Here is a 21,415-nt window from a genome sequence, read left to right as displayed (position 1 = left end):
AAAAAGATGACCCCTATTCAATATAGGAATCATCTTCTAGTAGCTTAATCTCTTTTTTTATAGTGTCCTTGACATAGGTACCAGTTTATTTTCCTCTCCTTTGCGAAGTACTACTGGTTACTCATTTTAAATTCAAGAAACAATTCATTAAAACGTGCGTTGACCGCTTTACTGAAGTTGTCATACACTTCAAGACGATCCGTCAGACTTTTATCCGGATAAAAACGTTTATCATTCTTTATTTCTTTCGGCAGGTAGCGCAGTGCTGCCTTGTCTGGTGTCGCGTAGCCAACATACTCAGCATTCTTGGCCGCGTTTTTGGGATCAAGCATAAAATTGATGAATTGCTCGGCCCCTTTCTTATTTGCCGCTCCTTTAGGAATCGCCATATTGTCGAACCAGACATTTGATCCCTCTTTCGGAATCACATATGTTAATTCCGGATTCTCATCCATGATTTCCACTGCATCACCTGACCAGAGCACACCGATCGCTGCTTCCTTTCTTGGCAGCAGCAGCTTATTCTCATCACCGACAATCGCTTTGATATTTGGTGTCAGCTGTTTTAATTTTTGCAATGCCTGATTCAGATGCTTTTCATTCGTATCATTTACAGAGTAGTGTAAACTATCCAACCCCATGCCCACGATTTCTCGGGCACTGTCAACAAGCAGGATCTGATTTCTGTATTTTTTGTCCCAGAGATCATTCCAGCTTGTGATCTTGCTTCCACCCAGCATCTTCGGATTGTAGACAATGCCCACAGTCCCCCAAAAATATGGAACTGAATAGTGATTTTTCGGATCAAAAGATAGGTTGAGAAAACGGGAATCAATATACTTAAGGTTCGGCACTTGCTTCTGATTAATCGGGAGCAGCAAATGTTCGCCCCTCATCTTGCTGATCATATAATCAGAAGGAACGATCACATCAAATGATGTACCGCCTTGCTGAATTTTAGTCAGCATCGCTTCATTTGAATCAAAGGTTTGGTATACAACACGATAACCATACTTCTTTTGAAATTTAGCAATCAGTGACGGATCAATATAATCGCCCCAGTTATAAATCGTTAGAGTCTTGGCACCTGCTTTTGTTACCGAACCGGTCAGTTTTGACGAAATCACCATCAATACAAGCACAATAACAAGAACTGCTGTTAGCAAAATGGCTATCTTTTTCATGCATGCTCACCTCCCGAACGACGCTTTTTCTTCCCCATTTCGCTGCTGAAAAAATAATAAATAAGCACAATGGCGAGTGTCAGCAAAAAGATCAGTGTTGAGAGGGCATTGACAGACATCGAGATCCCTTGACGGGCACGAGAATAGATTTCAACCGATAAGGTAGAGAAGCCATTGCCGGTTACAAAGAACGTCACAGCAAAGTCATCAAGAGAATAGGTGAGCGCCATGAAGAATCCGGCGAAAATGCCAGGTGTAATGAAGGGCAAGACAACCTTCATAAGTACATCCAATCTTTTTGCTCCTAAATCGCGCGCAGCATCGATTAATGTTGGACTCATCTCCTGAAGCTTTGGCAAAACCATCAATACGACGATTGGCACACTAAACGCAATGTGCGCGAGCAGTACTGAGAAAAAGCCAAGCTTGATCCCAATCAGTGTAAACAGAATGAGAAACGAAGCACCAATAATGACATCAGGACTGACCATTAGCACATTATTTAAAGAAAGCAGTGTATTTTTTGAGCGGCGGCTTTTCGTAAGGTAAATGGCAAGTGCGCCAAACACACCAAGTGCTGTTGAAATAACCGAAGAAAGCAGTGCGATGACAATCGTGTCAATTACAATCACAATTAATCGTTTATCTGAAAAGACTTCCTGATACCAATCCAGAGTAAACCCTGTGAAATGCGTCATGTTTCCTGCTTTATTGAAGGAATAAAACATTAAGTAAAAGATAGGTAGGTAGAGCACAATGAAAACGATAAAGAGATAAATGGTTGCCCAAGTTCTTTTTTTCACCATCGTTTAACCCAACCCCTCCCCATCAATACCATAACAAGAACCATGGCCAAAATCAGAAAGACAGCGATTGTCGCACCCATACCCCAGTCCTGAGTGACCAGAAAGTGTTCTTCAATCGCGGTTCCAAGAGTAATCACGCGGTTTCCGGCAATCAGACGCGTCAACATAAATAATGACAGAGCAGGTATAAATACTGCCTGACATCCAGATTTAACACCTTCTAAAGTGAGCGGAAAGATTACGCGTCGAAAAGTTGCCCAGGATGAAGCACCCAAATCATAGGCAGCATCAACATAACTGGTGTTTAGTTTTTCCAAACTATTGTAAATCGGCAGGATCATAAACGGAATAAACAAATAGACCGAAACAAACACAAAGCTGAAACCTGTGAACAAAATTTGCTGCCGCCCGATGCCGCTTAATGCGAGCAACGTGTTTGCCAATCCATATGTACCAAGCAGTCCGATAAAAGCATAAGCCTTTAGCAACACATTAATCCATGTCGGCAGGATGATCAGCAGTAGCCAAAGCTGCCTATTTTTCAATCGCGTCAACAAATAAGCGGCCGGATAAGCGATCAATAGCGTGAAAAAAGTAATCAAAAACGCATAGCTGATTGAACTGGCTGCCATTTTTAAATAGATCGGTGTGAAAAACCTTATATAATTACCAATAGAAAAATGGCCCTCAATATCAAAAAAAGAATAGTATAAGATCATGCCGAGCGGCGCAACAACAAACAGACCGATCCATAAAAGATAAGGAATTAGATACGTATTATTCAGCTTTTTAGACATGGCAGACACCTTCGTAGCTTTCCAGGCGCCGGTCAAAGTCTTCTTCCGATTCACCATGACGCATCACATGAATTGCTTCAGGTTCGAAAAACAGGCCGATTTCCTCTCCGAGCTTCGTGCTCTTTGTCGAGTGAATCATCCACGCGTTGCCATCTTTGTCCTTGCCGATGATTTCGTAATGAACGCCGCGGAATAACTGAGACTCTACTCGAACCTGAAGTAGTCCCTCTCCACGTTGCTTCAGTTCCAGATCCTCAGGGCGGATCACGATTTCGACTGCTTCGTTTTCATCAAATCCCTGGTCGACACAATCGAATACCTTTCCTGCAAACGAAACAACACGGTCACGTACCATATTTCCGGGAATAATATTGGATTCGCCAATAAAATCGGCGACAAAGCGATTGATCGGTTCATCATAGATCGAACGTGGTGAACCGCTCTGCTCAATTTTCCCTTTATTCAGGACGAAAATTTCATCAGACATCGCCAGCGCTTCTTCCTGGTCATGTGTAACAAAAATAAACGTGATACCAAGCCGGCGCTGCAGCTGACGAAGTTCAGACTGCATGGCTGTACGTAATTTTAAATCCAAAGCTGACAAAGGCTCATCAAGCAAGAGCACTTGTGGCCGATTGACAATGGCCCGCGCAATAGCGACCCTCTGCTTCTGCCCACCAGATAGATCAGCAATCTCTCGATTCTCGTAACCGTCAAGATTGACAAAATGCAGTGCTTCTTTCACTCTCGTCGCGATTTCCTTATTTGGCAGCTTGTTAATTCTTAATCCAAATGCCACATTCTCAAAAACATTCAGATGAGGAAACAAGGCGTAATCCTGGAAAACAGTATTTACTTGACGTTTATTAGGGGGAAGCTTGTTGACAGAATGTCCATCAAACTCAATGGTTCCGCCTGACGGCTCCAAGAATCCGGCGATTAAGCGCAGAATCGTTGTTTTTCCGCATCCGCTCGGACCAAGAAGAGTATAGAATTTGCCGCGCTCAATCTCAAAGCTGATATCACGCAAGATCGTTTCCCCATCAAATTGCTTACTGACATGATTAAAATGTATGATTGTATTTTCCGCCATCCTTTATTCCGGCAAAAGCAGGCACCATTGATCTGCGCGCCGGGATGCCACTTCCTTTCTCTTTTCGGTTATTTTATAAATCTACTTTTTAAACTTGCCTGTTGATTTTTGCTCCATGCTCTCTTTCTATGGGAGTCTTGCAAACTCCACTCCAATCAATAGAGTAGAGATCAATATTGAGTGTTAACATAGCTTATAAATTATAGATAGGATTCAGTTGCAACCAGTAATAGTTCCGCGGGAATATTGCCTTCATTAATCAGCTGATGCTCTTCCGACGCATGGTAGTACACCGCGTCACCCGCTTTTGCATGATAGAGCTTTTTTCCCAGCCTAACCGTGATCGCTCCGGAAAGGACATAAGCAAAGGTTTCGGATGGGGACGGTTCAAAGGACTTGAATGCACCTTTTTTCTCCAACTTCAGCCGTATTGGCTCCATTTCTTTTTCGTTTGACTCAGGGACTAGCCAATGCACTTGATAACCAAGTTCCTCATCTGCAAACTCGTTCTGATCGTACTGTTGATAAACTACTTTCTGAGCTAGGGTTTGATCATCAAAAAATGTCTTTGGATCGCAGCCCAAAACCTCCAGAAGATCAAAAAACGTTTCAATAGATGGGGAGCTTAGATCACGTTCAATCTGCGAAATATACCCTTTGGTCAAGTCTGTCCGTTCCGCAAGCTCCTCTTGAGTCAGGCCACTTTTTAGACGCAAATTTTTTATTTTCCTGCCAATCAGCAATAACAGCACTCGCTTTCTTAACAGCCACTTGTTTACTATTAATATACATAAGGTTTAATAAAACAAATTTATTATATCTGTTTTGAAAAAAATAACAATGATATTTCGCTATTAACTGAAAAATTTTGTCGAAAAGAACAAGATTATAATTTACTTTTCTGAATTTATGAGGTCAACTCACAAGAGAATGTCAATAACTCTGTGGATAAGTGGATAACTCTTAAAAACCCTTTATAAATCAAATGTCGAATTGTGAATGAATTTGTTGATAAACACGTCGCTTTGTGTGGATTATGTGCATAGATATGTGAAAAAGCTGATTTATTCCTATTTTTGATTGTCAAGTCTGTGGATAAATCTGTGGATGATGTTCTTAACTTTTTTCGACTTATTTTGCATGAAAAAAGCCTCTAATCCATCATGGATTGAGGTTTTTCTTAATTTACCGGAACGAGGAAGGGAGGTGCTTCTCTGCCATTAAATCATCAAGGCTTCGAAAACGGTATCCCTGTTTTTTAAGATCGTGAATTACACGCGGTAAAGCCTGGGCATTATCACGAGAAACTGTATGGAGCAGGATTATCGCTCCAGGGTGAATCCGGTTCATGATATGCTCATAGGCATAGTCCGCACCATGCTGATCGTCACGTACCCAATCTCTATAAGCCGCCGACCAAAAGACATCGATATACCCCTCGCTCTGTCCAAGTTTAAGTGACCGCTCGCTGAACGTTCCTCTTGGCGGCCGCAAATAGGCCATTTGCCGATCACCGGTCAATTTCATATAGCGTACTTTCAATTTCGCCAGTTCTTCTTTATACTTCGCGTCACTGATTTTTGACAAATCAGGGTGTCCCCAAGAGTGGTTGCCAACGATATGGCCCTCTTTCACCATCCGCTTTACTAAGCCAGGCTGATCGGAAATATAGTGTCCGGTAACAAAAAATGCGGCAGGCACCTTCTCTTTCTTCAACGTATCGAGGATTCCCGCTGTATAGCCGGCCTCATAACCATTATCGAAAGTCAGAAAAAGTTCTTTTTTTGAGGTGTCGCCAATGTAAATGCCATCGTATTTTTTCAGCAGTTCCTCATATTCAGGCTCTGTCGTCGCAGGTTGATTGTTTTTCGCAGGTTTGAAATACCAATCTTTCGCATTGATCGAAAAAGGATGGAAGATCAGTCCGCAAACTGCGACAAGCAGCACAAGCACAAGTTTTTTCACACGATCACCCTCCAAGTTTAGAATGACCGATTTTCTCGTTTTTATGTCTTATTTTTTAATCAGGCCGTCCTTCCAATCATCGCGAAAACGGCGGATCTTCACTTCTAAATTACCCATCATCGCTAAAACATTTTCCAAATCCTCGCGATCAGCAGTCTCCGCATCCAGTGCGCTTACTACTTGTGACAGCAGTTTGAACCGATTTTTCAAATAGATGACCTGATCTGATTTTGATTGCGTCGCTCTTCCCATGTCCAGCACCTCCGCTGTTGCTTCTTTAACTACTTTAGCATATACGAGCCGGAGGATCTTTTTGAACGATTGCGGATGTGTAAACTGCTCCTATTTTGCTAAATAGCGAAGTGCTATATGATCCTGGATCGGCATCCAGGCGCCAATCCCTTGCTGCATAATGTTTTTCACATCAATTCGTGCTTTTCCGCCTTTCAGCACAAGAAAGACTTCGCCATACGTGATTTTCCCACGTTCATTGACTGCAGGCACGAATCCGTACAAGTGTCCGATTTGTTTTGAAGATACCTGATAGGGTCGATCTATTTTGGTTCCGGCACCGACAATGGTCGAAAAAGAAATTGGAAGATGTGTCTTCGCCATCGTTTTTGCCATAATTAATTTGCTGGCTTCCTCTTGCTTTGGAACCTCAGATGTTAATCCACCGTTTATTCTGACTTGAATCTTTTGGATATAGCCAATCTGCTGACCGTTTTTACTTCCTCTAGCATCAGCTGCGTTATCGTTAATTTTTTTAAATTCCCAGTTTACGGAGGTTTCTTTTGATTCGTAATTGAGCGGCCATTCGCCTAGATAAATGCATGCAGAATAACCAATCGACCATTTTGACGGATGAATCACCGACTCATTCAAAAGCTTGATCAGCACCGGGTTTTCAATCGCAACATTGGCAGTCTTGAGCAATGATTTGGTGTGGCCGCTTGGCACAAGTTCAGATGCGTCATGCGTTGGGTTCGGATACGTATTTTCTTTTGAAATATCAATAACAGATGCCGGAAGTTTCTCAGGAACAATACTTTTTGCGTCTGACACCGATAGCGTGCAAAACAAAACAGCGAAGCAAAGGAACATTGCTATTATTTTCTTCAAGGCAGAAAACTCCTTTTTCACTTATCTTCTGCCGGTGATTTCGAAATTATCCAAAGAACAAGCGATGTGATGCAAAAATTAACTAATGTATAAACCAGTATTTTATTGATCGGACTAACTTTTTCGGAGATAAGACTAACTTTCCCATGATTAGGTCCAACTTCCGTTATAGGAGCGAATGCGAAAAGAACCGCAAGCAGCATTGAATGCTGCTTGCGGCTCAAATTAAACCCAGTACAAATTAAATTTTTCAATCAAAAAGATGCAGCTTGCCAATCCGTTCAACTGCTTCGGTTAATCGATCCGGTTCGCTTAGAAGGCCAATTCGGACATAATTTTCGCCGCCTGTCCCGAAACCTACCCCCGGAGCAAGCACAACATGCGCCTTTTCCAAAACATACTCAAAAAATGATTCAGAGGAATAGCCCTTGGGTACCGGTAGCCAGCCGAAGAATGATCCTTTAGATGGTGCTGCGTTCCAGCCAATCTTTCGTGCCGCATCAAAAAAGGCATTTCGGCGAGTCTCATAGCGCTGCACAAGTTCCTGGACACAGTCCTGAGGACCAAGCAATGCTTTTGCGCTGGCTTCCTGGATTCCGCCGAACAGGCTGACAAAATAATGATCCTGGAACAATTCAATGGCTTCGATGACACTCTTATTTCCAAGCGCGAAACCGACACGCCATCCGGCCATATTGTACGTCTTAGACAACGTATACGTCTCAATACCGACTTCTTTTGCGCCTGGTGTCTGCAGGAAACTGCGCGGTTTTTCACCGTCAAAGCCAAGAGCTCCGTAAGCAAAATCATGAAGTACGCAAATGTTATGCTTCTCCGCCGTTTTCACGGTTTCCTCGAAGAAATCAGCCGGAGCCGTGGCTGATGTTGGGTTATTCGGGTAGTTAAGAAACATCAATTTTGCCTTATCCAAAACCCCTTCCGGCATTGACGCGTAATCCGGAAGAAAAGCATTCTCTTCTCGAAGCGGCATTTTTTCCATATGAAGATTAGCAAGTGCAAAACCAGATAAATAATCCGGGTATCCCGGATCCGGCATGAGCACCGTATCGCCGCTGTTCAGCAAGCATTCTCCGATTTCCACAAGACCTGTTTTCGATCCGAATAAAATAGCAACCTCTGTCTTAGGATCAAGATCCACATCATATTCACGCTTATAAAAAGTGGCGATTGCTTCTTTGAGGAAGTCATAGCCTCTGAATGGTGAATATTTGTGATAGAGCGGATTAACAGCAGCATCCTGCAACGCCTTGACAATATGCGGCGGGGTCGGCTGATCGGGATTTCCCTGTCCAAGATTAATGACATCATAACCCTTGGCGATCGCCGCGTTCGTCTTCACAACAAGATCAGCAAAGAATTGTTTTGGCAAACGATTTAGGGCATCAGATTTCGCAAAATAAACCATCCATTTCCACTTCCAAATCTATAAGTAAAATTTTTGAGAAATTCTTAGAAAGAAACAGTACTTTTATTTTCGTGGATAAACGCTCATTTGTAAAGAAAACTCGTTGATATGGTGCCAATTTTCACCACTTCATTCCATAGAGTGGCGAATAATCAGCATGTCGTTTCTGAAAAAATTTTTTATAGGGACGAATCCGTTAAAAACAGGTATACTTGTGTTTGCTGAGTTTGTACGGCAATCTACTGAACGCTCATTTTTATCGGACAGGAAGGGCATCTGAGATGAACACAACTTATCAACGCTTTCAATTTTCTTTACTTATAAGTTCTGTCTTTATTTGCGGAGCAGCGGAAGGCATGCTGCTTCCGCTAATCGCTTCGTTACTGGAGAAGAACGGTGTGCCCGCGATACTGAATGGCATTGGGTCCACATCGCTTTACATTGGCATGCTTGTATCCGTTCCGCTTATGGAGAAACCGATGCGCCGTTTGGGCTATAAGCTCTTTCTGATCTTCGGACTTGCCATGATTACGTTGCCCCTCTTCCTTTTTCCGGTCTGGATGAATCTTTGGTTTTGGTTTATTTTAAGGCTATGCGTGGGTTTTGGCGATAGCATGCTTCATTTTGCTGCACAGACTTGGATCACGATTGACAGCCCTGCCGGCAAGCGGGGACGCAATATTGCTTTCTACGGTTTATCTTTTGGGTTAGGCATTGCGGCAGGACCGATGCTTGTCCGACTGCTTGAGTTTGGTATGGCTGTTCCTTTTGTCATTAGTGGATTGTTCTGCCTGATCGTTCTGTGCTTATTGCTGCTTCTGAAAAACGAATACCCTGAACTCGCGGTAACAAACGACTCGTCACCACGCCAGTTCTTTATCCGTTATAAACGTGTCATTGCCGCTGCTTGGTCGGGATTAATGACGACCTTTGCTTTTGGATTTCTTGAAACTTCTTTAAATAACAGTTTTCCTATTTTTGCCTTACGGCACGGATATAGTCTCGATTCAATCTCCGTTCTGCTACCCGCGTTTGTAACAGGCGGATTGCTGACTCAGGTGCCCCTAGGCATGATCGGTGACCGTTTCGGACGTAAGTGGCTGCTTCCTTTGATCTGCCTGATCGGCTCCGTCCTCATTTCACTTACCGGAATATTGTCCGCTTATTTTTATGGCATTTACTTCACGCTTCTTGCTGCCGGTATGCTGATCGGTTCCCTATATTCAATGAGTATGGGGTATGTCAGTGATTTGCTTGAAAAGGAGCAAATTCCGCTCGGCAATATATTAATGACCGTATGCTACAGTGCCGGATGCATGATTGGACCGGTAATCGGAAATTCACTGATCAGCTTGATTCCAAATGGCGGTTTATTTTACGGGATCTCCTTGTTCATCCTGCTCGCTTCAGTCAGTTGCATGACTCACCAATCAGCCATTTCCCGGAACGTGCGGGCACAGCATCCATCGAATCGACAAACAGCCTCAAATCAGTAATTATATGAGGCTATTTTTTTTCGAAAAGTAACCTGTTCCACCAAAGTCTCAAGTCCTCCCTAACATATTAATTAATGAACCTTCCCGACCATTCTGCATACGATAACAGAGCAACGGGCCTTCCAACGCGCGCGGAAGCCCCTCCTTTAGGGGGAATAGCTCTTGAAAAAAAATCTCATATTACCTAACCTCAATGCAGCGACCCATTGGATAAACCAGAGAATAACTCGGGACGACCTGATCGGTGCTCCCACTCTGATTCATTTCTGGGCGATCAGCTGTTCAAAATGCAAACAGGCACTTCCAGTTGTCCAGTCCATACGCGAAAAGTATCATGGCGTTCTGAATGTTGTCGCCATTCATATGCCTTTATCTGAAGCAGATACTGATGTCAGTGAGGTGGCGCGTGTAGCCGCAATGTATTCGATCACAGAACCGATTCTGATCGATAATACACATAGACTCGCTGACTTTTTTGGAAATCGTTTTGTTCCTGCTTACTATTTATTTGATTCGAATGGAAATCTCTTTGAATACCATTTAGGTGAACGAGGAGCGCTGCGCATTTACAAAACCGCTGACCGGATGCTGTTCAGCTAATGAGTATAAAAAAAGATCAGCTTCTGTTTAACTGCTCGTCCAATGAGCAGTGTCAGGCGGCCAAAGACCGTACCCAATGTATTTAGCAGGATATCATCGATATCAAAAATACGCGCCGCGAATAAATACTGGCATAGTTCAATAGCCAAGCTGACAAGAACACCGAACAACAGCTGCCAGGCGAAACCTTGTTTTGATCGAATGATCAGCGGTAAGAGAAAGCCGAGTGGAAGAAAAAGAAGTACATTTCCAACTATATTTTTCACAATCAAAGCGCTGCTTCCACTTCTCAGCATAAGCCGGACACTACTAAAAATGATCAGATTACTTGATCGTCCATATGTATAATAATTGTGCGTGAAAAGCGTAACAAAGATGAGGGCAGTCATGTAGCAGGCGAAGCCGATTAATAAATAGTTCTTTTTTATTTTCATCCAATTGGGCATGGCCATGTCCCCCTTATTTTATAACTATGATGTCTCGGTAAAATGATGTGTGATTCATCTATGTAAATGTGAAAGTGTTTGAAGATGTTTATTTACTGGACAACAATTTAAACATGAACTAAAATAAATCTGTGAGTAATTTAAAATAATTATAAAACTATTTATCAATGCTGTCGCTGGCTATAGCGGCAGCATTGACTGCTTTTAGGGGTTTCGACGATGATTATTATTCTCAATTAAAAAGAATTAATTTCATTGAACTATTGAAATTTGGAAAATAAGTAGTAATATATAATTATTATTAAATAATAATAAGTATTATTTATCTGACCTAAATAAATTGTTAAGGAGACGATGATTATGATGCAGGAGGCAAAACTCGCCCAACTTCCCAATGGACGTCCTTCTTTTACTCATATAAACGAACTTTGGAAAAAACATGGTGAATTGATTGCGGCTTTATCCGGTGGACTTCTGACTTTAGCCGCCTATGTGCTCGGGTTAATGGCGGTTCCTTTTTGCTGGATCCTTTATCCGGCGGCTTATTTAATTGGCGGTTATTTTAAAGCCAGAGAAGGTATCTCCGAGACAATCAAAACTCGCCAACTGAATGTAGAATTACTGATGGTCACTGCCGCGATCGGCGCAGCTTGCATCGGGCACTGGCTCGAAGGCGCAATCCTGATTTTTATCTTCGCGCTTAGCGGTGCGCTTGAAACCTATTCAACAGCAAAGAGCACAAATGCTCTATCAGCATTGATGAACCTTCAGCCGGAAGTCGCTCGGCTTGTATCAAACAATCAGGAAACGATGATTTCAGTCACCAAAATCCAACCTGGCGACACGATTCACATTCAGCCTGGCGAACGTATCCCCGCCGACGGTATCGTCATTAATGGAGAGACTTCTGTTAATGAAGCAACAATGACCGGAGAATCCATCCCTGTTTATAAGAAAATCGGTGAGGCACTGATGGCCGGAACCATGAACATTGATGGAAGCGTCTATGTACGTGTTACGAAAAAAAGCGGCGACTCGTTATTCAGTAAAATTCTAGAACTCGTTCAATCCGCTCAAAAAGAAAAAGCCCCGACTCAGCTATTCATTGACCGATTCGAAAGAACTTATGTAAAAATTGTGTTGCTCACTACCGGATTAATGCTCTTCGCTCCTCATTTTCTATTTGGATGGTCATGGAGCGAAACCATCTACCGGGCAATGGTCCTGCTCGTCGTTGCATCGCCTTGCGCACTTGTCGCTTCAACAACACCAGCTGTTCTGTCCTCAGTTGCCTATGGCGCACGGCGCGGCATTCTGATTAAAGGTGGCGTTCATTTGGAACAGCTCGCCATGATCAAGGCGATTGCGTTTGACAAAACCGGAACGATTACAAAGGGAAATCCTGAAGTCGTGCGCTTTATGAACAGCAGCAGCTTGGATGATTCGACTTTTCTGAGCCATGTAGCGGCTATTGAGAATCAATCTTCTCACCCGCTTGGCAAAGCGATTGTGACATTCACAGCAAATCATTCAGCTCCTGTCTTGCCGATCGCAGACAGTATTAAAGTTAAACCAGGATTTGGTGTTATAGGGCGTATCAATCAAGTAGAGTATATGATCGGCAAGGAACAGATGATGGGTGACGCTGCTCTCCAACAATTCAGGAAGGAAAACCCATCCTATAATTCGGATGAGAGTGAAACTTTGGTTTATGTGGCGTCAGGCGGAAAAGTTGTTGGAATGTTTTCATTGAAGGATCAAATCAGAGATTCGGCAGCTGCCGCGATTCGTTCACTTCAGGAACTTGGTATTGAAACCGTCATGCTGACAGGTGATAATGAGAAAACCGCTTCCTCCATTCAAAAAGAATCGGGCGTCAGCAGCTATATCGCTAACTGTCTGCCCGAAAACAAAGTCGTTGAAATAAAGAAATTAAACCAAAAGTATGGTCATGTCGCTATGGTCGGCGATGGCATCAACGATACACCTGCGCTGGCTCAAGCTTCAGTAGGGCTTGCAATGGGTGCTGGGAATGATGCCGCTCTAGAAACTGCCGATATTGTACTAATGAAAAATGATCTGTCCAAAATCGCTGAAGCTGTCCGCCTGTCTAAAAAAATGAGCCGTATTGTTAAGACGAATATTGTCTTCGCAATGGCTATGATCGCTTTTTTGATCGCTGTGAATTTCCTGCAATTTCTGACTATGCCCTTTGGCGTGGTTGGCCATGAAGGTAGCACAATTCTTGTTATTCTGAACGGACTCCGGCTGCTGCGCGGATAATCAAAACATAAAAAACGATCCTCATTCCTCAGGGGGCTCGTTTTTCTTTACTGTGTTAAGCTGATGAATAATCGCATTAATTTGGCCGCCGATGATGATCGTAATTGCGGTCAAGTAAAACCACAGCATTAAAATAATGATTCCACCAAGCGTTCCATAAGTAGATGAATAATTATCGAAGTAACGGACATAAAAAGAAAACCCATAAGACACAATCTGCCAACCGGCACCGGAAATGACGGCACCGATCATGACCTCGTCCATTTTCAGTTTCATATTGGGTCCGAGCCGATACAGAAAGGCAAAGATGATGATGATTACACAGAATGTAACTAATGTGCTCGTGACAGACCACGTATCAGCGAATGTTTCCGACAAGCCGATGCGATCAAACAAACTTCTTGCCAATCCGGCTGAGATTACATTAATAGCAAGGGTCATCGCAATTGCGAAAATCATGGCAACAGTAAAAAACATGGCTAACAATCGCGTAAACAAAAATGAACGTGTTTCTTCAACCTGGTATGCATGGTTTAACGTGCGCATCAAGGCGTTAATCGCGCTGGACGCCGGCCATAGTGTCGCGATAATACCAAGAGATAGCAAACCACTACGCTTCGTAAACACTCCATTTAAATTTTGATGAATTAGTGTAACAACCTCTTTCGGAAAATAGATACCAATTAATGAAATCAACTGCTGCTGATTAAGACCAATATAAGGGATGACCGCAAACAAAAAAATAAACAGCGGAAAAAGCGACAACAAAAAATAGTACGCTAATGTTGCCGCTAAATCCGCTGTATTGTCTTCCATAAAACGTTTGCCCAAAAGTTTGGTGAAGAGTTGAATGTCTTTAAACTTCTTTTTCCGCACTTTTCCCCATCCCCGGTCTCTCTGTTTCCTCATAAAAGGAAGTTATTTCGATCGATTGACCGGCTTCTTCTTCATTTCGCCCTTATTTTTTGGCTTCGAAGAAGAAACCGTCTTGTGCTGCTGGTGTTGGTACTTCGGGTTCGGCATAGTACCTGGATTAGGTACTGACGTTTCATTTTCCAACCTTTGCAGCGCTTCTTTTTCCGTATCAATCAGTACTGGTTGTTGAAAGTTGGCGATATTTCTCCCGGACTGCCTAACTTTTCCGGCCATTTCTGCCAGTTCAGTGCCGACTTCCATTACATACTGATACGTATTGCCCGTACTCGTTCTCGCCTTCTCAACATGGTCGATCATTTGCTGAAAATCATCGGACACTTCACGTACCAAACCTTTCAAACGTGTGCCGGTGACTTGCATATAATTGCCGACTTGATCCGGATGCTGATAAATCGTCCGTATTAACCGACCGCTGTTACGCGCCGCTATCGACAGATTGTGGCCCCAGACCGATCGTGTCTCGCGGCTCATCAGTGACAAACCGCAGCCAACCATGCTGCCGATCAGCATAAATTTGCGCATCTGGCTTTTGCCATAAACACTCATCAGATTCTGCCCCCTCCAATGCTGTAATCCTTAAAAGGATCACGCTTCTAGTCTGCGCACAGCCTCTCATTAATATGAGAAGATACACAAAGGAGACAATTGCTAAATAGTGGTGGCATCACTTAATCTGCTTCAAAAGATCCTGAAGTAATTGATCCGTGCCACGATTAATAAGGTCATACACTTCGTCAAATCGACCGGTATAATAAGGATCGGGAACATCCTTCTGAGGCTGGTCATGAAGTAAGCTCATAAAGCGGCTTACTTTATTTTGATATGATTTTCCTGCCATTTTCAGCAAATCTTTTTCATTCTGCCGATCCATAGCAATAATTCGATCAAATTCCTTAAAGTCCTTTTGTTTGATTTGCCGTGCTTTAATTTGCTCAAAGGAGATACCAGATGCCGCCAACTGCTGTTGTGTTCCCTGATGCGGTGGATCACCAATATGCCAATCACCGGTTCCTGCTGAATCCACAACAATTTTATCTGCAACATGGGCTTTATTAATTTTCATTCGCAATACGGCTTCTGCCATAGGTGAACGGCAGATATTGCCAAGACATACAAAAAGTACACGCATTTCGTTGCACTCCTCAATTTCATTCCTATGTATCATGATATCAGCAAATTCAAGAAACAACAAAGCCTAAATGCCCTGGCCAATATGCTACAATGATTGCAGAAAAGAAAGAAGGGGAAACATGGAAAAATTGAATCAACAATGGGATCTCGAGTCAATATTTCAAAGTGGATCCAAGTCTGATGAATTCCAGGATTTTCTTAATTCGCTTACTGAATCCATAAGCCGATTCAGGAGTGAACTGGAGTTGAAGACTATTCCTTTTACTGTAAATGAAGCACAAGCCTTCAGCAGACTCGTCCGTACCTATGAAACGTTAACCAAACAATTTCATGAAGCGCACGCCTATGTGGAATGCTTGACTGCGCAAAATATAAAAGACGTGAATGCTTCGCTGGCTAACAATCGGATACAAAGCCTCGGCGCAGAACTGAATGCATGCGACAGCTTGTTTGAGAACATACTACGCCAAATCTCCGACTTAAGCTGGTCCGAATTGCTTAAAAACAGCGATCTAAAAGAAGTTCAATTTGCGCTTCGGGAAAAGCGGGAGATTTCCAAGAAGAAGCTCTCCTCAGATCAAGAACAGCTGATCAGCGGACTGGCAGTCGATGGTTATCATGCTTGGGAAGATCTTTATTATAGTCTTATTGGAAAAATGCACATCGATCTTGAGAAAGATGGAAAAAATGAAACGTTATCTGTCAGCCAAGCAAACAACCTGCTTGATGATGCTGATCGAAATGTACGCGGCAAAGCCTTTGAGGCTCTAGAATCTGCCTGGTCCGAATATGCGGATTTGTTTGCTGCCGCTCTGAATCACATCGCCGGCTACCGAATCGCTGCGTATAAAGCACGCGGTTGGGAAAATATTCTTGATGAACCGCTGGATTACAATCGCATGTCAGAACAGACGCTGACAACAATGTGGACTGAGATTAACAAATATAAACCTAAACTCGCTACGTTTATGGAACGAAAAGCCCAATTACTCGGACTAAAGAAACTCTCATGGTATGATGTCGATGCCCCGCTCAGCAAGAACAGCAGCAAATTGACATATGAAGATGCAGCAGATTTCATTATCGAACATTTTCAGTCGTTCAACCCCAAAATGGCCTCATTTGCCAAGGAAGCATTGGAAAATCGCTGGATTGAAGCGGAAAACAGAGCAGACAAACGTCCCGGTGGTTTCTGCACCAATTTCCCGATTGCCGAACAATCGCGGATCTTCATGACCTTTAGCGGTACAGCATCAAACCGTTCAACGCTTGCTCACGAGTTAGGCCATGCCTATCATCAATCGCTTATGAATAAACTGCCCTACCTCTCACAGAACTACGCCATGAACGTTGCGGAAACGGCATCTACTTTTTCTGAGATGATCGTGAGTGACGCAGCTCAAGCGGTAGCTAAAACAAAAGAAGAACGGATCAATTTTCTTGCTGATAAGTTAGAACGATGCGTTGCCCTACTTATGAATATCCATGCCCGTTTTCTATTTGAAACACGATTCTATGCAGAAAGAAAGCAAGGCGTAGTTAGTGTTAAGCGTCTGAATCAGCTCATGATTGACGCTCAGCGCGAAGCTTATCTTGATTCGCTGGATGTCTATCACCCGACTTTTTGGGCATCAAAGCTTCATTTTTTCATCACCGACTGGCCATTTTACAACTTCCCTTATACTTTTGGCTTTCTATTCAGTACAGGGATTTATGTGCAGGCACTTCAGGAAGGTCCAAAATTCGCTGATCGATATGATGCGTTATTGCGCGATACCGGTCGGATGACAACTGAAGAACTTGCAGAAAAGCATCTGAACGTTGATTTGACAAAACCAGCCTTCTGGCAATCCGCACTAGATTATATCATGCGCGATGTTGATGAATTTCTGGAACTGACGGAATAAAGATCTACCCCTTTTATAATCACTTAAAATAGACAAATTGATCGTTCACATGTAGAATAAAGTTAGCGACAAATAATAATAATTTTAATTTTTTCACTCATGCTGTCATCCACATCGGATGGCAGCATGCTTCGTTTTAAGGGTTATGAAGATGATTACCATTCTCATTTAGTTGTTATTTTTTTCATTCTAATTTATAAAGTGAGGTTAACGATTATGGAACATGCGGAAAGTGGAATGAATCAAAAACTGAATGTACTTCGTGCAGGTGTTCTTGGTGCGAATGACGGCATTGTGTCGACAGCTGGGATCGTTATCGGCGTTGCAGGAGCCACAACAAATACAATGACCTTGTTAATTTCCGGATTGGCGGGTCTTGTAGCCGGAGCTCTTTCTATGGGTGGAGGAGAATACGTTTCTGTCAGTACACAAAAAGATACTGAAAAGGCAGTTGTTGAGGCAGAAAAAGTCAGACTCAGAGAAGATTACGATGGCGAAGTCACTGAACTGGCTCAGATCTATATGAAGAACGGTCTGTCCGAAGAGTTATCGAGAAAAGTCGCTGTCGAATTAATGAACAAGGATGCAATAGGAGCCCATGCCGCGGCTGAACTAGGCGTGAACCCCGACGAATATGTCAATCCGTGGCACGCAGCCTTTTCATCGATGATCTCATTCTCAATCGGGGCGATTCTCCCTTTGCTGTCCATCCTTCTTATGCCTGAACACGTACGTGTCTTTTTCACATTTTTCACCGTTCTTATCGCACTAGGCCTGACTGGATACATCAGCGCTCATTTAGGCGGAGCTCCGAAACGTCCGGCAATCATCAGGAATGTCCTGGTTGGGGCTCTGACAATGGTGATCACCTACACAGTCGGAAATCTTATCTAAGCAGATTTCAAGACGTGGTCATGTGATAGTGTTAAGCAGTTAAACTAATGATTGAACATGTAAACAGTTTCCCCCACTCTGACCTTTTCAGTTATAATGATCTATATATTGATCGGATACTGCAATTCTACAATTTGAGGAGCAGCAATACAGCTCAGGTCCGGAGAGGGGAACGCATCGTGGTTAGTGACAAACAGACATTGATTCAACGTATCCGTACGGCTTCGAAAAAAGAGCCGGCGGATTTAGTTATAAAGAATGGGAAAATTATTGATGTATTCAGCGGTGAACTTCTGGAAACAGATGTTGCAATCACTGGCGGCATGATTGTCGGGCTCGGGAACTATGATGGAAAAAAGGTCATAGACGCACGAGGAAAATTTATCAGTCCCGCATTAATCGACGCACATGTACACATTGAATCTTCATTGCTGACGCCAGGGGCTTTTTCAGATGTGCTCGCCGCACACGGCGTCACATGTGCGGTCACCGATCCTCATGAAATTGCAAATGTACTAGGCACAACGGGGATTCGATTTATGTTGGAACGCGCAAAAGAAAGCAGCATCGATCTCTTTGTCATGCTTCCTTCATCCGTACCAGCAACATCATTTGAGCATAACGGTGCAACACTCAACGCTGACGATCTAGAACCGCTTTTTGCGTATAACAATGTTCTTGGTCTTGCCGAGGTGATGGATTTCCCAGCCGTTTTGAATGCAGATCCCTTGATGGTCGATAAATTAGTAGTGACACAAAAACATAGTTGGAGAATCGATGGTCATGCAGCTGGGCTGGATGCAGATAGTGTGAATGTCTACAAGGCAGCAGGTATCCGTACCGACCACGAATGTGTGAACATCGAGGAAGCAAAAGACCGTTTATCACGCGGACTCTACGTCATGATCCGCCAAGGTACGGTTGCAAAAGACCTTCCTCAGCTGATTGATTTGGTGAATGAAACAAATAGCCGCCGCTTTCTCTTTTGTACAGATGATAAATATCCAGATGATTTGATCCAGGAAGGCAGCGTTGATCACAATGTCCGGATGGCAATTCAAAGTGGGCTCGATCCGATTACGTGTATCAAAATTGCTTCACTGAATGCCGCCGAATGTTATGGTATGCGCGAAAAAGGCGCAATCGCGCCTGGCTATGAGGCCAACTTCTTGCTTCTTGATGACCTGGATCATTTCTCAATTGGGCAAGTCTATGCTCATGGAAAACTTATTGCTGAAAACGGCAAGGCAATCCAGGTGCATACGAATTCTGAAATCAAGGCTGAAGTACATCCGTTAACTTGGCCTCAACTTTCTCCTGAACAGTTCAGAATTAAAATCGGTGCAAGTAAAAAGGCACATGTGATCGATATTATTCCTAACAGCTTAGTGACACGAGATATTATCGAAGAGGTTCCGGTAAATGAGGGGCAGTTTATTTTTTCGGAGGATCGCGATAATCTGAAATTAGCCGTGATTGAACGACATAAAGGGCTTGGGACGGTAGGGCTTGCAATCGTCAAAGGATTCGGCATGAAGTCAGGTGCAATGGCAACGACAATCGCTCATGATTCCCATAATCTTGTCGTCACAGGATGTAGTGATGCGGACATGATTGCCGCTGCTGAACGTCTGAAAGACATTGATGGCGGAATGGTCGTCGTTAATAATGGGCAAGTAATCGCCGAACTTGCCTTGCCAATCGCCGGATTAATGACAGACGCACCGGCTGAAGAGGTTGCTGAAAAACTGAAGGAATTGAGAGAAGCTGCATCATCGCTTGGTGTCTCTGATTCTTTTAATCCGTTTCTGACTCTGTCATTCTTAAGCCTGCCGGTCATTCCGGATCTAAAACTTACGGATACCGGACTGTTTGACGTGCGTGCCTTCAGGCATATTTCTGTTTCTGTCGATTAACTGATGTAACTTAATTAAGGAGGATCTTCTTTGCTATCCTTGCCAGAAGCTTTTAAAAATAAATTGACCGAACTTATGGGTCAAGATGAAGCCGGTGCTTTTTTTGAGACCTATAACCACCATAAAGCACTCGGATTGCGTGTGAACAACCTAAAAGCTGATTCAGATCTGCTGACCACGCGTCCTGAATTTCATCTTGAGCCTGTCCCTTTTTGCTCTACCGGGTTTTATTACGATAACGCAGACATGCCTGGAAAACATCCGTTCCATCAAGCTGGACTTTACTATATCCAGGAACCGAGCGCGATGTTCGTTGCTGAAACAGTTGATGCCCAGCGCGGTGACCGTGTACTTGATTTGTGTGCCGCCCCAGGGGGAAAATCGACACAAATCGCCGCTTCATTGAACGGAAGCGGTTTACTCGTTTCTAATGAAATCTTCCCAAAGAGAGCTAAGGCATTATCCGAAAATATTGAGCGAATGGGCATTTCAAACGCTCTTGTTACTAATGAAACACCTGAACGTTTGGCAAATTATTTCCCGGGCTATTTTGACAAGATTCTCGTTGATGCACCGTGTTCCGGTGAAGGCATGTTTCGAAAAGACCCTGAAGCTATTGAATACTGGAGTCCTGAACATGTCAGAGAGTGCGCCAGACTTCAAGCACAAATTCTTGAACAGGCTTATCTTATGCTGAAGTCGGAAGGTATTCTCGTTTATTCCACATGCACGTTCTCCCCGGAAGAGGATGAACGGATGATTGAATCATTTCTAGAAAAACATCCGGATCTCGAACTTTTACCGATTGAGAAAAAGTTCGGCATCGAAAAGGGTCGCCCAGAATGGACGGAATCAAATGATCCAGAACTTTCCAAAACAGCTCGCCTTTGGCCTCACCGACTGCATGGTGAAGGTCACTTTGTTGCCAAGCTTTGCAAACACGGTGAGGCGCCGTCTCACAAGGAAAAGTTTGCCAATTCCGCTAAAGAAACTATGTTGAAAGACTTTCGACAGTTTGAAAAGCAAACATTGCGTGAAAAACTAAATGGAATTTTCTTTTATGCAGGAAGTCAGCTTTTCTTGCTTCCCGATGGTTGCCCGGATTTCAGCAAGCTTAAAGTGGTTCGCGCAGGTATCCATCTTGGCGAACAAAAGAAAAACCGTTTTGAACCCAATCATGCCCTGGCACTCGCGCTGCCTGCGGAAGCTTTTCAAAACACACTTCCGCTGCACATCGACGATAATCAGTGGGAACGCTATCTGCACGGTGAAACTCTGCCACTTGAAAGCGGCTTAAAAGGATGGACCGCAGTTACTATTGAAGGGTTTCCTCTAGGTTGGGGTAAGGCAGCCGGCGGCATTCTGAAGAATTTTTATCCAAAAGGATTACGGCGGAGAGGCTTGAATTGAGAT

Annotated in this window: 20 protein-coding genes; 7 read left to right on the top strand and 13 right to left on the bottom strand. The window is 43.4% G+C overall.

Translation table 11 applies throughout. From position 1 onward, the window contains the following. Nucleotides 1–110 precede the first annotated feature (110 nt). The 9 genes from P343_RS30505 to P343_RS30465 form a co-directional block, all read right to left on the bottom strand. Nucleotides 111–1,184 carry an ABC transporter substrate-binding protein gene (locus P343_RS30505; RefSeq protein ID WP_023510654.1) on the bottom strand — a complete coding sequence of 358 codons (1,074 nt, stop codon included), beginning with the start codon at nucleotides 1,182–1,184 and terminating at the stop codon, nucleotides 111–113. Beyond that, nucleotides 1,181–1,990 carry an ABC transporter permease gene (locus tag P343_RS30500; protein ID WP_023510653.1) on the bottom strand — a complete coding sequence of 270 codons (810 nt, stop codon included), beginning with the start codon at nucleotides 1,988–1,990 and terminating at the stop codon, nucleotides 1,181–1,183. Before P343_RS30500 ends, P343_RS30505 begins: the two co-directional genes overlap by 4 nt. Continuing rightward, the gene (locus P343_RS30495; RefSeq protein ID WP_023510652.1) at nucleotides 1,984–2,787 is read right to left on the bottom strand and encodes an ABC transporter permease; all 804 of its coding nucleotides are present in this window, start codon (nucleotides 2,785–2,787) and stop codon (nucleotides 1,984–1,986) included. The genes P343_RS30500 and P343_RS30495 overlap by 7 nt, the downstream gene beginning before the upstream one ends. Beyond that, a complete protein-coding gene (locus P343_RS30490; protein ID WP_023510651.1) occupies nucleotides 2,780–3,880 on the bottom strand; it encodes an ABC transporter ATP-binding protein in 1,101 nt (366 codons plus the stop codon). Before P343_RS30490 ends, P343_RS30495 begins: the two co-directional genes overlap by 8 nt. Before the next feature lie 200 nt (nucleotides 3,881–4,080). Next, nucleotides 4,081–4,623 carry a helix-turn-helix domain-containing protein gene (locus tag P343_RS30485; RefSeq protein WP_023510650.1) on the bottom strand — a complete coding sequence of 181 codons (543 nt, stop codon included), beginning with the start codon at nucleotides 4,621–4,623 and terminating at the stop codon, nucleotides 4,081–4,083. 442 nt (nucleotides 4,624–5,065) lie between these two features. After that, nucleotides 5,066–5,845, bottom strand: coding sequence for a delta-lactam-biosynthetic de-N-acetylase (pdaA, locus tag P343_RS30480; RefSeq protein ID WP_023510649.1), 780 nt, complete (start codon nucleotides 5,843–5,845; stop codon nucleotides 5,066–5,068). Nucleotides 5,846–5,893: 48 nt separating this feature from the next. Beyond that, entirely contained in the window at nucleotides 5,894–6,097 is a 204-nt protein-coding gene (locus P343_RS30475) for an SE1561 family protein (RefSeq protein ID WP_023510648.1), read from the bottom strand. A gap of 90 nt (nucleotides 6,098–6,187) precedes the next feature. After that, nucleotides 6,188–6,949: a YfkD family protein gene (locus P343_RS30470; RefSeq protein ID WP_037593937.1), complete on the bottom strand. Its 762-nt coding sequence runs from the start codon at nucleotides 6,947–6,949 to the stop codon at nucleotides 6,188–6,190. Between the two features lie 268 nt (nucleotides 6,950–7,217). Continuing rightward, nucleotides 7,218–8,393 (bottom strand): pyridoxal phosphate-dependent aminotransferase, encoded by a 1,176-nt coding sequence (locus P343_RS30465; protein WP_023510646.1) that lies wholly within the window; start codon nucleotides 8,391–8,393, stop codon nucleotides 7,218–7,220. 281 nt (nucleotides 8,394–8,674) lie between these two features. On the opposite strand from P343_RS30465, the gene P343_RS30460 reads away from it, so the two are divergent. Both P343_RS30460 and P343_RS30455 read left to right on the top strand, forming a co-directional pair. Next, complete coding sequence (locus tag P343_RS30460) at nucleotides 8,675–9,889, top strand: MFS transporter (protein ID WP_023510645.1); 1,215 nt, start codon at nucleotides 8,675–8,677, stop codon at nucleotides 9,887–9,889. Between the two features lie 162 nt (nucleotides 9,890–10,051). Continuing rightward, nucleotides 10,052–10,489: a TlpA family protein disulfide reductase gene (locus tag P343_RS30455; protein WP_023510644.1), complete on the top strand. Its 438-nt coding sequence runs from the start codon at nucleotides 10,052–10,054 to the stop codon at nucleotides 10,487–10,489. On the opposite strand, the gene P343_RS30450 is transcribed toward P343_RS30455, so the two are convergent. Then, on the bottom strand, nucleotides 10,486–10,935 hold the full coding sequence (locus P343_RS30450; protein WP_023510643.1) for a VanZ family protein: 450 nt from the start codon (nucleotides 10,933–10,935) through the stop codon (nucleotides 10,486–10,488). The genes P343_RS30455 and P343_RS30450 overlap by 4 nt on opposite strands. A 360-nt stretch (nucleotides 10,936–11,295) precedes the next feature. Here P343_RS30450 and P343_RS30445 point away from each other — a divergent pair, with 360 nt between their 5' ends. Then, a complete protein-coding gene (locus tag P343_RS30445) occupies nucleotides 11,296–13,218 on the top strand; it encodes a heavy metal translocating P-type ATPase (RefSeq protein WP_023510642.1) in 1,923 nt (640 codons plus the stop codon). 21 nt (nucleotides 13,219–13,239) lie between these two features. Here the strand turns inward: P343_RS30445 and P343_RS30440 are convergent, their stop codons facing one another. From P343_RS30440 to P343_RS30430, 3 genes are all read right to left on the bottom strand, one after another. Further along, complete coding sequence (locus P343_RS30440) at nucleotides 13,240–14,094, bottom strand: YihY/virulence factor BrkB family protein (RefSeq protein WP_023510641.1); 855 nt, start codon at nucleotides 14,092–14,094, stop codon at nucleotides 13,240–13,242. A gap of 42 nt (nucleotides 14,095–14,136) precedes the next feature. Beyond that, a complete protein-coding gene (locus P343_RS30435; RefSeq protein ID WP_023510640.1) occupies nucleotides 14,137–14,700 on the bottom strand; it encodes a hypothetical protein in 564 nt (187 codons plus the stop codon). Nucleotides 14,701–14,818: 118 nt separating this feature from the next. Continuing rightward, entirely contained in the window at nucleotides 14,819–15,283 is a 465-nt protein-coding gene (locus tag P343_RS30430; RefSeq protein WP_023510639.1) for a low molecular weight protein-tyrosine-phosphatase, read from the bottom strand. Between the two features lie 121 nt (nucleotides 15,284–15,404). Here P343_RS30430 and P343_RS30425 point away from each other — a divergent pair, with 121 nt between their 5' ends. The 4 genes from P343_RS30425 to P343_RS30410 all read left to right on the top strand — a co-directional run bounded on the left by P343_RS30425 (nucleotide 15,405) and on the right by P343_RS30410 (nucleotide 21,412). Beyond that, nucleotides 15,405–17,192 (top strand): M3 family oligoendopeptidase, encoded by a 1,788-nt coding sequence (locus tag P343_RS30425; RefSeq protein ID WP_023510638.1) that lies wholly within the window; start codon nucleotides 15,405–15,407, stop codon nucleotides 17,190–17,192. A 216-nt stretch (nucleotides 17,193–17,408) separates the two neighbouring features. After that, a complete protein-coding gene (locus tag P343_RS30420; RefSeq protein ID WP_031264052.1) occupies nucleotides 17,409–18,086 on the top strand; it encodes a VIT1/CCC1 transporter family protein in 678 nt (225 codons plus the stop codon). Nucleotides 18,087–18,265: 179 nt separating this feature from the next. After that, entirely contained in the window at nucleotides 18,266–20,002 is a 1,737-nt protein-coding gene (gene ade, locus P343_RS30415) for an adenine deaminase (RefSeq protein ID WP_023510636.1), read from the top strand. Nucleotides 20,003–20,032: 30 nt separating this feature from the next. Then, on the top strand, nucleotides 20,033–21,412 hold the full coding sequence (locus P343_RS30410; RefSeq protein ID WP_023510635.1) for an RsmF rRNA methyltransferase first C-terminal domain-containing protein: 1,380 nt from the start codon (nucleotides 20,033–20,035) through the stop codon (nucleotides 21,410–21,412). Nucleotides 21,413–21,415 lie beyond the last annotated feature (3 nt).

Origin of the sequence: Sporolactobacillus laevolacticus DSM 442 (genome assembly GCF_000497245.1) — a bacterium.
GTDB lineage: Bacteria > Bacillota > Bacilli > Bacillales > Sporolactobacillaceae > Sporolactobacillus > Sporolactobacillus laevolacticus.
This window is presented reverse-complemented; position numbering and strand designations above follow the sequence as displayed.